Source organism: SAR86 cluster bacterium, assembly GCA_023703575.1.
Classification (GTDB): Bacteria; Pseudomonadota; Gammaproteobacteria; order Magnimaribacterales; family Magnimaribacteraceae; genus Magnimaribacter.
This window is the reverse complement of the sequence record CP097969.1, coordinates 1,193,770-1,206,999: the sequence shown is the minus strand read 5'-3', so window position 1 is coordinate 1,206,999 and position 13,230 is coordinate 1,193,770. Positions and strand designations below refer to the sequence as shown.

Genomic DNA, 13,230 nt, shown 5'->3' with positions numbered 1-13,230 from the left:
ATGTCACAAGAAAGAAAGTCTATCCATGGAACATGGTCTAGCCGATGGACATTCATATTAGCCGCAACAGGTTCAGCAGTTGGTTTGGGAAACATCTGGAAATTTCCTTACATGGCAGGGGATAATGGGGGAGGTGCTTTTGTGCTGGTATATTTGGCTTGCATAGCAATTATTGGGTTACCGATAATGTTAGGTGAGATTATGATTGGCAGGAGAGGGAGAAGCAGTCCTGCCAACACCATGAAAGCCTTAGCATTTGAAGCAAATACCAATAGTGCATGGACTTTACTAGGCGCAACTGGAGCTGTAGCTGGATTATTAATTTTATCGTTTTACAGTGTTGCTGCTGGCTGGGCACTTTCTTATGTTTTTAATGGATTTCAAAACGTAACCGCTGAGAGTTCTACGCAAAGTTTCAATTCGTTACTCGCCAGCCCAACTTCTCTAATTTTTTGGCATACACTCTTTTTATCAGTCACGGTATTTGTAGTTGCAAGAGGGATCTTAGAGGGTCTGGAAAAATGGATAAATACTCTGATGCCTATGTTATTCGTATTAGTTATACTTTTATGTCTGTATGCAACTCAATCTGGAGCTTTTGTAGAGGGTTTAATTTACTTATTTCAGCCTGACTTTAGTAAAATTACTCCTGAAGTTATGCTGGAGGCATTAGGACAGGCTTTCTTTACTCTGAGTTTAGGTATGGGAGCTATTATGGCTTACGGAGCCTATATGCCAGCAAGTCAAAATATCGGTAAAACAGCAATTTCTGTAGCTGCATTAGACACCGGAGTAGCCTTATTAGCAGGTATAGCGATATTTCCAATTGTTTTTGCAAATGGTTTAGCCGCATCTGAGGGTCCAGGTCTTGTTTTTGTTACATTACCCATTGCATTTAGCTCCATGCCTTTAGGAGTGTTCTTCGGCACCTTATTCTTTGTTTTACTAAGCATTGCGGCGTTAAGTTCATCAATCTCTCTGATTGAACCCGGTGTAGCTTGGTTGATTGAATCTCTTAAAATTAAAAGAATTACAGCAACTCTTTTGTTAGGATTTATCGCATGGTTTATAGGATTATTTAGTGCCTTATCTTTCAATTTACTTTCCGAATTTACAATTTTCGGAAAAAACTTTTTTGATGCCACAGACTTTTTAACTAATCAGATCATGCTCCCTTTAGGTGGAATATTTATAGCTATTTTTGTTGGTTGGGTAATGAAGAAAGAGAATGTTTTGGAAGAGCTTGATATTGAAGAAAATTTAATTTTTAAATTTTGGTATTTTAGTATTCGTTATATTTCGCCCGTAATGGTTGGTTGTGTCTTTCTATACTTTTTTATTTAATTTATTCGGGAATATCTATTTCTCCTTCCCATTTTAACAGCTTATTGTCTTCGAAGAATAAAGTGATTTTTTGGTTAGTATAAGTATTCTCACCCTGAGTTACTGATGTGAAGTAATCCCATCTATTAGGATAAAAAGTGTCAGATATCAAAGGAGTTCCCATAACGAATTTAACTTGAGATTCTGTCATTCCTATCTCAAGTTTATCTAACATTTCTTGATCAACTAAGTTGCCTTGGCTCACCACAACTTGAAAAATTCTGGGTATACTGCAATTTGTAAGAAAAAGAGCAATTAGCAATAAAGAGCTTACTTTCAATTTTGTGTTCATTAATTTTCTATTATGGGTTTTAGGCCATTATAATATTAACTATCAATTAATCTTAATTATTTAAAGGTACTCAAATTGACAGATGATGCAGAATTAAAAAAGGCTGGTTTAAAAGTAACTCTTCCAAGGTTGAGGATACTTGAGCTCCTGGAAGAAGATCAAGCTCACCTGAGCGCAGAAGATATTTATAGGAAACTTATTGATGCAGGTGAAGAAGTAGGTTTAGCGACCGTTTACAGAGTTTTAACTCAATTTGAGCAAGCCGGAATTTGTATAAGACATAACTTTGAAGAAGGCCATGCAGTTTATGAATTAACTCCTTCTGATCATCATGATCATATGGTTTGCCTGGATACCGGAGATGTAATTGAGTTTACAGATGATGTCATAGAAGAGAGGCAAAAGATACTAGCTACAGAGCATGGCTATGAAATTATAGATCATAGTATGGTTTTATATGTAAAACCTATCAAAAAATAAAAATACTTGAATAGGCTGCTTTAAACCCCATATAGGGTTTGAATGGAGAAAACATTGAACAAAGACACTAAAGAACAAAATCAAGAAAAAGAAGAAAATAGTGCAGAAGAAGAAGTTTCTCTAGAGATTGAAGAAAATGATACCCTTGAGGAACCAGAAGAAATTTCTCAAGAAGAAATAATCAAAGATTTAGAAGATCAGCTTCTTCGAGCTAAGGCAGAAGTTCAAAATGTAAGAAGAATAGCCGCACAGGAAGTAACCAAAGCAAGGTTATTCGGGGTAGAGTCATTAGCTAAAGATTTCTTAACTGTTGCAGATAATCTAGAAAGAGCAATAGAAGCATGTGGCGAGGAAGAACAATTCCTCTCTGTAAAAGAAGGTCTTGAATTGACGCTTAAGAGTCTAGAAGGCTCTTTAAATTCATCAAGTATTGAGGTTATTGATACTAGCAACAAAAATTTTGATCCTGAAAAACATGAAGCTATTTCATTAATAGAAGACGATTCCCTCGATACTAATACGATTATTGATGTTGTGCAAAAGGGCTACACAATAATGGATAGAACACTCAGGCCTGCAAAAGTTGTAGTTTCAAAGAAATCTCAAGAAAAATCATAAAAAAACTTGAAATAGTATGCATAAGCCCCAACTTATGTATTAGAACTTAATTGGAGCGAAAAAATGGCTAAAGTAATTGGTATAGACTTAGGAACAACAAATTCATGTGTTTCGGTCATGGAAGGGGATCAAGCTAAGGTAATAGAAAATTCTGAAGGTAAAAGAACTACTCCTTCGGTAGTTGCCTACGGGGATGAAATAAAGGTTGGTGATTCAGCTAAAAACCAGGCTGTCACTAATGCAGAAAATACTTTGTATGCCATAAAGCGTCTTATTGGAAGAAAACACGATGATGACGTTGTTAAAAAAGATAGTGATATGGTGCCATACAAAATTCTTGCTGCCGATAATGGAGATGCTTGGGTCGAGGCCGAAGGAAAAAAATTAGCCCCACAACAAGTTTCTGCTGAGATTCTAAAGAAAATGAAAAAGACTGCTGAGGATTATCTTGGGCAAGAAATTAAGGAGGCAGTTATAACAGTACCCGCTTATTTTAATGACTCACAAAGACAAGCAACAAAAGATGCTGGAAAAATAGCTGGCTTAGAAGTAAAAAGGATTATAAATGAACCAACAGCAGCTGCTCTGGCTTATGGACTGGATAAAGGCAAAGGTGATCAAAAGATTGCTGTGTACGACTTAGGTGGCGGAACGTTTGATGTTTCTATCATAGAAATCGCAGAAATTGATGGAGAACATCAATTCGAAGTCCTATCAACAAATGGCGATACTTTTCTTGGAGGTGAAGATTTTGATATTGCCCTAATCGAATACCTCGCAGACGAATTTAAAAAGGAGTCTGGTTTAGACCTACACAATGACTCGGCTGCCCTACAGAGGTTAAAAGAGGCTGCTGAAAAAGCTAAAATCGAGCTTTCAAGCAATCAACAGTCTGAAATAAATCTCCCTTACATAACAGCCGATTCATCAGGTGCAAAGCATTTTGTGCATAAATTAACTAGAGCAAAATTAGAATCCCTAGTTGAAGACCTAGTTGATAGAACGATAAAACCTACTGAGATTGCTCTTAAAGATGCTGGCCTGAAAGCTTCTGAAGTAGACGAAGTTATATTGGTCGGTGGACAAACAAGAATGCCACTTGTACAAGAAAAAGTTAAAACTTTCTTTGGGAAAGAAGCAAGAAAAGATGTTAATCCAGACGAAGCCGTATCTGTTGGTGCCGCGATTCAGGGTGCTGTATTAGCTGGAGATGTTACTGATGTACTCTTATTAGATGTAACTCCTCTGACTTTGGGCATAGAGACTATGGGAGGTGTGATGACGCCTTTGATAGATAAAAATACGACGATTCCTACAAATAAGTCACAAGTCTTTTCAACGGCTGAAGATAACCAAACTGCCGTCACTGTGCATGTGTTACAAGGTGAACGAAAGCAAGCCACTGAAAATAAAACACTTGGTCAATTTAATCTAACAGATATACCTGCATCTCCACGTGGAATGCCTCAAATCGAAGTATCCTTCGATCTTGATGCAAATGGAATACTCAATGTATCAGCCAAAGACAAAGCAACTGGAAAAGAACAGTCTATAGAGATTAAAGCTTCAAGTGGATTATCGGATGAAGAAATTGAGCAGATGGTGAAAGATGCCGAAGCACATGCTGAAGACGACAAGAAGTTTGAAGAGTTAGTTCAAGCTAAGAATTTAGGAGAAAATTTAGTTCATAGTTGCAAGAAAACTTTAGATGAGGCTAAAGACAAAGTAGAAGATAGTGAAAAGGAAGCCATTGAAAATGGAATTCAAGAACTAGAAGAGGCCTTGAAAGGTGAAGATAAAGAAGAAATAGATAATAAAGTAAAAGCTCTTTCCGAAGCTTCTGCACCTCTTGCGCAAAGAATGTACGAAGAGGAAGCTAAGGGTAAAGAATCTCAAGAACAAGAAGTTCAGGATGCTGATTCAGATGTCGTAGATGCTGACTTTGAGGAAGTAACCGAAGAAAAAGAAAGCCAAAATTCTTAAGTATTCCTCCTATTAGGCTGCAATTAACAGATGTCTAAAAAGGATTATTATGATGTTTTAGGTGTTCAAAGGGGAGCATCTGATGACGACTTGAAAAAAGCTTATCGTAAGCTTGCAATGAAATATCATCCTGACAGGAATTCAGATGATCCCTCAGCCGCTGAAAAATTTAAAGAAGCTTCAGAGGCTTATGAAGTTTTATCAGACGGATCAAAGAGAAATGCATACGATCAGTTTGGTCATGATGGTGTTGATCCCTCTAGCTTTGGAGGTGGCGGCTCTCAGGGCTTCAATGATATTTTTGGCGATATCTTCGGAGATATCTTCGGTGGAGGCGACCCTTTTGGACGTAGACAACGATCCAATAAAGGCTCAGATCTTCAATATTCTATGACAATATCACTTGAAGATGCAGTAAGAGGAGTAACTGAAAAGATAGCTATTCCTGCGCTTGAAAGTTGCAGTTCGTGCAATGGGACAGGAGCCAGTGAAGGTAGTCAACCTATAACATGTGATTCATGTGGTGGTGCTGGTCAAGTAAGGATGCAACAGGGATTCTTCTCTGTAGCTCAAACATGTGGCAGATGTGGTGGTTCTGGCCAAGTAATTAGCAACCCTTGTAAGGTTTGTAAAGGACAAGGAAGAGTTGAGAAACGCAAGACTTTATCTGTAAAAATTCCTGCAGGAGTTGATACAGGAGACAGAATAAGGCTCTCAGGAGAAGGTGAGGCTGGATTAAATGGTGGTCCTTCAGGAGATTTATTTGTTCAAATTAAAGTTTTGCCCCATGATGTATTTGAACGCGATGGTAAACATCTTTATTGCGAAGCTCCTATTAGCTTTATAGATGCAACACTGGGTGGCGAAATTCAAATACCTACATTAGATGGTAAAGTAAAAATAAAAATACCTGAGGGTACACAAACAGGAAAACTATTCAGACTAAGGGGTAAAGGTATAAGTCCAATCAGAGGAGGCTCTACTGGTGATCTTTTATGCAGAGCCGTGATAGAAACACCACAAAACCTTTCAAAAGATCAAAAACAACTTCTTAAAGAATTTCAAACTTCAATCTCTGATGATTCTCGGCAGAATCCATTAAGAGATGAATGGTTTTCTAAGGTAAAATCATTCTTTGATACTAGCAATTAAGAATTTTGAAGAATCTATTCATTTCAGGAATAACAGGTAAAGTTGGCAAGCTTTTATCTTCTTATGCTTTAGAAAGTAACCATTTCAAGTTAGTTGGCGGGAGTTGCTCACCTGAAAATAACTTTTTTAAAAAAGATGTCGGAACATTGCTTGAAATAGACGAAACAGGGATTCAAATATCAGAAAAAATGTCTGAAGATCTTGGTGTAGATATCATCATCGATTTTTCTTCTCCAAAAAGTTCAATGAAAATTTTGCAGCTTGCCATGAGAAAGAAAATTCCAATTCTTATAGGAACAACTGGCTTTAGTGAGGATGATTTCAAAGAAATAGAAATCGCTAGCACTCAAATCCCTGTATTATTTGCTCCTAATACAAGCTCAGGTATAGCAATATTAAAGAATATTCTTAACATATCGAAAAATCTATTTTCTGAAGATCATGAATTCTCTATACGGGAAACCCATCATGTCGAGAAAAAAGACTCACCTTCAGGAACAGCATTAGATTTACAAAAAGCAATTAGATCTATTTATCCAGAAGCTAAAGTGGCGATAAAAAGCTATAGGGAAGGTAATAATTCAGGAGAACATACAGTCAGTATTTCTCTAGATAATGAGAAAATAGAATTTACTCATAGGGCAGAAGACAGATCAATATTTGCTTTGGGAGCTCTAAAAGGAGCGGCATGGTTAGTCAAAAGGTCTGCCGGCTTGTATTCTATGAGTGATATTTATTCTTCTTGATTTAGTATAAATATGATATAAAGCCTTTTTTAAGGCAAGTGCCGATAACGAAACACATGAAACTGTTTCAGATCTAAGGTGCTAAGGATTGCTCATCTTTAGTAAGTTCTGTAAGTTCATGGAAGTATAACCCGAGGAATGTAATGTTCTTCATAAATTGAGGAGAGCTAATGGCTGAAATATCGCTAGAACAAATGCTACAAGCAGGTGTCCACTTCGGACATCAGACCAAATACTGGAATCCAAAAATGGATCAATATATTTTTGGTGTCAGAAATAAGATTCACATCATAAACCTAGAGCATACGGTAGAAATGATTAAACCGGCCCTAAAGTTTATTGAGGGAGTCGCTGCAAAAAATAACAAAATTCTTTTTGTTGGAACTAAAAGAACAGCAACAGATATCATCAAAAACGAAGCAATTAGATGCTCTATGCCATATGTAAATGAAAGATGGTTAGGGGGAATGCTTACTAACTATAAAACTATAAGATCATCTATCACTAGGCTAGAAAATCTTTTGAGACAAAAGGAAGATGGAACATTCAATAAGCTCACTAAAAAAGAAGGTTTAAAGATACAACGCGACATCGATAGACTTGAAAAGTCTATTGGTGGAGTGACTGAAATGGGCGGCTTACCGGATGCCTTATTCATAATAGATGTTAAAAGAGAGTCTATTGCAGTGTCTGAGGCAAGTAAAATGGGTATCCCCATTGTGGGCATCGTCGACTCAAATAGTAATCCTGAAGGCATTGATTATGTTGTACCAGGCAATGATGATTCTATTAGGTCAATTGCCCTTTTTACTGAGGCAGTTGCAGATGCTTGTTTGAAAGGTTCTGAAGCAGCGACTGGACTTAAACAGGATGAACCTCAATCGGGACCCGCAATTGTTCGTAAGGTTGATACTAATGAAACTACAGAAGAATCTTCAAAGAAAGATGTTGAAGTGTCTGATTCAATATCAAATGAAGAAGCTGCTGATGAATCACAAGAAATACAAGAACTCTCAGATGATAAAGCATCAAAGCTAGACGCTATTGAAGAAGATAATAAAGAAGTAAAGGACGAGGAATAATTATGAGTGCTATTTCAGCTTCACAAGTTAAAGAATTAAGAGAAAAAACGGGTTTAGGTTTAATGGATTGTAAAAAAGCTTTGGAAGAAGCAAATGGAGATATAGATTTAGCAATAGAAGAGTTAAGAAAAACTAGCGGTATAAAAGCAAGTAAAAAGTCAGGCAGGTCAGCCGCTGACGGTTTGATTGGTATCACCAATAGAGATAAAGATTTTTTTATGATCGAAGTTAATTGCGAAACTGATTTTGTTGCAAGAGATGAATCATATATAAATTTCACGAAAGAGACTCTTGATATATATTCCAACAATCCGTCGTACTCATTAAAGCAACTTTTAGAAAGTGGTGTAGAAGATAATAGAGAAAAATTAGTTCAGAAATTAGGTGAGAATATCGTTGTTAGAAGACTGGCTAAAAGCGATGATTCTTCTATTAGCGGTTCTTATTTACATAGTAATAATAAAATTGGATGTATTGTTTCTTTAGAGGGTGGAGACGAAGCTCTTGCAAATGATATTGCTATGCATGCTGCTGCAACTGATCCTATGGCAGTTTCTCCTTCGGATATACCGAAAGAAACAGTAGACAAAGAAAGAGAAATATTCAAAGCTCAATCAGAAGAGTCTGGTAAACCTCCAGAAATTATTGAAAAAATGATTGAAGGTAAAATATCAAAATTCTTAGCTGAAGTTAGTTTAACTGAGCAAGACTTTGTCAAAGACCCAAATGTCAAAATAAGTAAACTGTTAGCTGATAATAATGCTAGTATTTCAAGCTTTACAAGATATGAAGTCGGAGAGGGCATTGAGGTGGAAAAAGTAGATTTTGCTAGTGAAGTAATGTCTCAGATCGAAGGATAAATGTTAAACGAGATTGTTGAAGATGCCGAGTCAGGCATGGAAAAGAGTTTGAATGCTTTAGACGTAGCATTCAAAAAGATCCGAACTGGAAGAGCAACACCATCCTTACTCGATAGTATTAAGGTAGATTATTACGATAAGCTTACTCCTCTGGCGCAAGTAGCAAGTATAAGCATAGAAGACGCAAAAACTTTAGCTATTGTTCCATGGGAGAAGGGTGTCGTGCAACAGATAGAAAAAGCAATCTCTGAATCTGATCTTGGATTAAATCCTGCCACATCAGGAGACACAATTAGGGTAATTTTGCCCGATCTTACAGAAGAAACCAGAAGGGATTTCATAAAAAAAGCCAAGGCTGAGGCAGAGAATGCAAAAGTATCTATAAGAAATGTTAGACGAGAGGGTAACTCTCAATTAAAAGAATTTCTAAAAGAGAAGGAGATATCTCAAGATGAAGAACGACAGGGAGAAGAATTAATCCAAAAATTAACCGATACTTTCGTTGAAAAAGTAGATTTAGCACTGAACTCTAAAGAAAAGGATCTTTTAGATTTCTAATTTTTAAAAATGGAAGGTAATCAAACTGAAACCTTACCTAAACATGTTGCCATAATAATGGATGGCAATAACCGATGGGCATCAGAGAAAAATCTTCCCGGGGTTGCAGGACACAAAAAAGGCGTTGAAAGGGCAAGAGAGTCTGTTGAATATGCTGTCCAAAGGGGTTTATCTACTCTCACTTTATTTGCGTTTAGCAGCGAGAACTGGGGCAGATCATCAGAAGAAGTTAACCTTCTGATGCAACTATTAAATAGTGCTCTTCAAGAAGAGGTGCCTAATCTCATTAAAAATTCAGTCCAGCTAAGCTTTATAGGTGATTTGTCTCAATTTGATCAGAAACTTATAGAGCAAATGAAAGAATCAGAAAAACTAACTCATTGCGATACCAAAAGAAAAAAATTGGATTTAGTTGTTGCTGCAAGTTACGGCGGAAGATGGGATATTGTCAATGCAATAAATAAACATCTAGATTCAGGATCAAATGGAGAACTAACCGAGGAGGGTTTTGATAAATTTCTATCGACATCAAAATTTACAGATCCTGATTTATGCATTAGAACTGGCAATGAACTTAGAATAAGCAATTTTTTGTTATGGCAATTAGCATACTCAGAATTATATTTCTCTGAAGTGCTTTGGCCAGACTTTGATGATCAACACTTCGATAACGCACTCAAAGAATATTCAAAAAGATCTAGGCGTTTCGGAGATAAATCTAATTTTCAGTTGTAAAGATGCTAAATCAAAGGTTACTAAGTGCTTTTATAATAATACTTGGAATCAGCCTTCTTATACTATTATTAAATAACCAATACTTAACATATCTTGTTGCTTTAATCTCATCCATCTCTCTTTGGGAATTTTTGAAGGTTAGGTTTACAAATGCTGTTTCTATCTTAGGAGTATTCCTTTTCCTAATTTTGATGTTTGTTTCTTTTTCACCTTTCTTTAGTTATTTATTTATCACACTGAGTGTAATCACTTACTTTTTGTCCTCAATTCTTATCTTAAGTTTTCCTTTGAATAAGAATTTCCTAAAAAGATCTATGATTTGGAGTTTATTTGGATTTATTATCCACCTTGGATTCTTTGCATCCTTAATTCAGATTATTTCTAACAATAATTTTCAATTTATATTTCCTGAAATAGAGAGTGGAAAATTTTTAATATTTTATATTGTTTTAATTGCCATTCTCATGGACTCTATTGCTTTTTTTGCAGGAAAAAGTCTTGGTAAAAGACCTTTTATAACAAATGTTAGCCCAAATAAGACACTTGAGGGTTTTATGGCTGCAATTGTCGTTACACCTCTTCTTTTATCGACCACAGCTTTCAATATTCTCAATTTACCGTTCTTTTTAGTTTTAAGTATATTGTTAGTAGTTTCTTTATATTCTGTTTTAGGAGATGCTTTTGCTAGCATGATGAAGCGTGTTGTAGAAGTGAAGGATTATTCAAATTTGATTCCTGGACATGGCGGTCTTTTCGATCGCTTAGACAGCCATGTTGCAGCTTTTCCTTGTTTTGTTTTTTTATTGAATATAGTTTAAAAATGAAAAGTTTAGCTATTTTAGGTTCTACGGGTTCTGTCGGAAAATCAACTTTAGATGTCATAAGAGAAAATAAAGACGAATTTAAAATTGAATTACTCGCAGCTAGAACCAATTTCCGTTTAATGGCAGAACAGTGTAATGAATTTACTCCAAAATTCGTCTATCTAGAAAATAAAGAAGCCCAAAAGTCATTTTTGGACGAACTGGGAACAAATAATCCTCAAGTGACTTTCCTATCAAATGAGAAGGAATTAAACCAAATTATTGCTTCACAAGATTTAGAAATTGTTGTTGCTGCTATGGTTGGAATAGCGGGATTAAAGCCTGTATTCCAAGCAATAAAGCATGGAAAGCATATTTTATTAGCAAACAAGGAGTCTTATGTTGTAGCAGGAGAAATTTTAAATAATTTATCTAAAAAAACCGACGCTACAATTTTTCCAATAGATAGCGAGCATAGTGCAATTCATCAGTGTTTAATGGGAGTTAAAAATGAAGAATCAATATCACGGATAATATTAACAGGATCGGGTGGTCCTTTTCTCAATAGAGATATTAACGACTTTAAGAATATAACTCCTAAAGAGGCAACCGCACATCCTATTTGGAATATGGGGGATAAGATCTCGGTTGATTCATCAACCATGATGAATAAATGCTTAGAAATAATAGAAGCTAAATGGTTATTTGGATTTGACGACATAGATGTGCTGATCCATCCAGAAGGTATTATTCATTCCTTGGTTGAGTTTAAAGATAAATCTCTGATAGCCCAACTCTCTATTCCAGATATGAAAATTCCAATAGCGTATGGTTTGGGTTTCCCTGAAAGAATCAACTCTAGTTGTGATTCACTTGATTTTGAAAAGATCAGCAATCTTTCTTTTGTAAAGCCAGATTTAAAAAAATTTCCTTCATTAGTTCTTGCAAAGGATTGTATTAATTCTGGTGGAACAAGCTTTTCTACTTTAAATGCTGCAAATGAAGTGTGTGTAGCTTCCTTTTTAGAAGGTAGAATAGGCTACTTGGATATACATAAAATTATTTCAGAAGTCTTGGATAAATCAGATATAAAGATGGTCGAAGAAATAGAAGATATTTTCGAAGCTGATGTGCAATCTAGAGAGATGACTAAAGAACTTATAAACCTAAATTAATGGACCTATTATTCACCATATTTTCTTTTATTTTTCTTATAAGCATCATTGTGGGCATTCATGAGCTTGGCCATTTCTTAACAGCAAGATATTGTAAAATTCATGTTCTGAAGTTTAAGATAGGTTTCGGTAAAGAACTATTTTCTTATAAGGATAAGAAAGATTGTACATATTCATTCGGGGTACTACCGTTAGGTGGCTATGTACAAATGTTGGGTGAGAATAATCCTGTTCAAGAGGGATCTGAAGGATCTTTTGAAAATAAAAAATCTTATCTACAGGCTTCTCTAGGAGAGAGAGCTGCAGTAACAGTAGCAGGTCCAATTGCTAATTTTTTCCTTGCTGCCTTTGTCTATTTTTATTTAGCACTAGTTGGTACGACCCAACTTTCGTCTTTAATTGGTGAGGTTATTCCTGAGAGTCTTTCTAAAGAATACGGTATTTCAGTTAATGACAAGATAGTACAAATAGATAATGAAACGGTCACGGTATTTAATGATATAAACCTCATTCTTTCGAAGAGGATTGGAGATACTGGAGTTGTCAATATTAAATATATTAGAGAAGGTCAGGAGAGAACAGCTTTGTTACCAATAGACAATTGGTTATCCGATAATGATCAAATTGCTCCAAGTCAAGCCTTAGGACTTCAGCCATTTCTTCCTCCGATAGTTGGTGAACTCCAAGAGGACGGACCTGCACTTAAGTACGGTATAAAAGAAGGAGACTTGATACAAGCCATTAATGGTAAAGATGTTTCTACTTGGCAAGAATTATCGAGAATTCTCAGTCTTTTGCCTAATCAGCTTATTGAGATTAAAGTACTGAGAGGCCAGGAATCGAAAATACTGATGCTTGAGAGTTCAAGTTTTATCGATGAGACAGGAGTTCAAAAGGGCAGGATAGGTATACTTGCTTCTAATAATATTAATAATTGGCCTGCAGATTTTGTGGTTGAAAAAAAAGAGAACTTCTTTCCAGCCTTATTAGTTGGCATTGAGGACACCTACAGATATACAATTTTGATTATTACTTCAATAGGTAAGATGTTAAGCGGATCAATATCAGCTGATAACCTTGGAGGTCCAATACAGATTTCAGTGCTTGCAGGATCTGCTGCCAAAGCAGGATATGTTACTTTTTTATCAATGGTGGCATTATTGAGTATCAATCTGGGACTATTGAATCTTCTTCCAATACCTATACTAGATGGCGGTCAATTGCTAATGATTGCTATAGAAAAAGTTAAAGGGTCTCCCGTTTCTGAAATTGCAATTGAATATTCCATGCGAATTGGATTAGTTCTCGTTGTAAGTTTAATGATATTTGCCTTTGCAAATGATATTGCAAGGTTGATCTAGTA

At 35.9% G+C, this 13,230-nt stretch carries 13 protein-coding genes and 1 pseudogene; 13 read left to right on the top strand and 1 reads right to left on the bottom strand.

Translation table 11 applies throughout. The features are described from left to right. Window positions 1–1,344 carry a sodium-dependent transporter gene (locus M9C83_06095; protein ID URQ66218.1) on the top strand — a complete coding sequence of 448 codons (1,344 nt, stop codon included), beginning with the start codon at window positions 1–3 and terminating at the stop codon, window positions 1,342–1,344. A 1-nt stretch (window position 1,345) separates the two neighbouring features. Here M9C83_06095 and M9C83_06090 read toward each other — a convergent pair whose 3' ends face one another. Beyond that, on the bottom strand, window positions 1,346–1,675 hold the full coding sequence (locus M9C83_06090; protein ID URQ66217.1) for an outer membrane protein assembly factor BamE: 330 nt from the start codon (window positions 1,673–1,675) through the stop codon (window positions 1,346–1,348). A gap of 75 nt (window positions 1,676–1,750) precedes the next feature. Between M9C83_06090 and fur the strand changes: the two genes are divergently transcribed. The 12 genes and pseudogenes from fur to rseP all read left to right on the top strand — a co-directional run bounded on the left by fur (window position 1,751) and on the right by rseP (window position 13,228). Further along, window positions 1,751–2,155, top strand: coding sequence for a ferric iron uptake transcriptional regulator (gene fur / locus M9C83_06085; protein URQ66216.1), 405 nt, complete (start codon window positions 1,751–1,753; stop codon window positions 2,153–2,155). Between the two features lie 42 nt (window positions 2,156–2,197). Then, a complete protein-coding gene (gene grpE, locus M9C83_06080) occupies window positions 2,198–2,773 on the top strand; it encodes a nucleotide exchange factor GrpE (protein URQ66215.1) in 576 nt (191 codons plus the stop codon). Window positions 2,774–2,836: 63 nt separating this feature from the next. Next, window positions 2,837–4,756, top strand: coding sequence for a molecular chaperone DnaK (gene dnaK, locus M9C83_06075; GenBank protein URQ66214.1), 1,920 nt, complete (start codon window positions 2,837–2,839; stop codon window positions 4,754–4,756). A 30-nt stretch (window positions 4,757–4,786) separates the two neighbouring features. Then, window positions 4,787–5,908, top strand: coding sequence for a molecular chaperone DnaJ (dnaJ, locus tag M9C83_06070; protein ID URQ66213.1), 1,122 nt, complete (start codon window positions 4,787–4,789; stop codon window positions 5,906–5,908). Between the two features lie 5 nt (window positions 5,909–5,913). Beyond that, window positions 5,914–6,654 (top strand): hypothetical protein, encoded by a 741-nt coding sequence (locus M9C83_06065; protein URQ66212.1) that lies wholly within the window; start codon window positions 5,914–5,916, stop codon window positions 6,652–6,654. 170 nt (window positions 6,655–6,824) lie between these two features. Beyond that, window positions 6,825–7,496 (top strand): annotated as a pseudogene (gene rpsB, locus M9C83_06060) (30S ribosomal protein S2). A 242-nt stretch (window positions 7,497–7,738) separates the two neighbouring features. Further along, window positions 7,739–8,596, top strand: coding sequence for a translation elongation factor Ts (gene tsf, locus M9C83_06055; protein ID URQ66211.1), 858 nt, complete (start codon window positions 7,739–7,741; stop codon window positions 8,594–8,596). Then, window positions 8,597–9,154: a ribosome recycling factor gene (gene frr / locus M9C83_06050; GenBank protein ID URQ66210.1), complete on the top strand. Its 558-nt coding sequence runs from the start codon at window positions 8,597–8,599 to the stop codon at window positions 9,152–9,154. A gap of 9 nt (window positions 9,155–9,163) precedes the next feature. Continuing rightward, window positions 9,164–9,889: a polyprenyl diphosphate synthase gene (gene uppS / locus M9C83_06045; GenBank protein URQ66209.1), complete on the top strand. Its 726-nt coding sequence runs from the start codon at window positions 9,164–9,166 to the stop codon at window positions 9,887–9,889. Between the two features lie 2 nt (window positions 9,890–9,891). Further along, on the top strand, window positions 9,892–10,707 hold the full coding sequence (locus M9C83_06040; protein ID URQ66208.1) for a phosphatidate cytidylyltransferase: 816 nt from the start codon (window positions 9,892–9,894) through the stop codon (window positions 10,705–10,707). A 2-nt stretch (window positions 10,708–10,709) separates the two neighbouring features. Then, window positions 10,710–11,867: a 1-deoxy-D-xylulose-5-phosphate reductoisomerase gene (gene dxr, locus M9C83_06035; GenBank protein URQ66207.1), complete on the top strand. Its 1,158-nt coding sequence runs from the start codon at window positions 10,710–10,712 to the stop codon at window positions 11,865–11,867. After that, window positions 11,867–13,228, top strand: coding sequence for an RIP metalloprotease RseP (rseP, locus tag M9C83_06030; protein URQ66206.1), 1,362 nt, complete (start codon window positions 11,867–11,869; stop codon window positions 13,226–13,228). Before dxr ends, rseP begins: the two co-directional genes overlap by 1 nt. The last annotated feature ends 2 nt before the right edge of the window (window positions 13,229–13,230 follow it).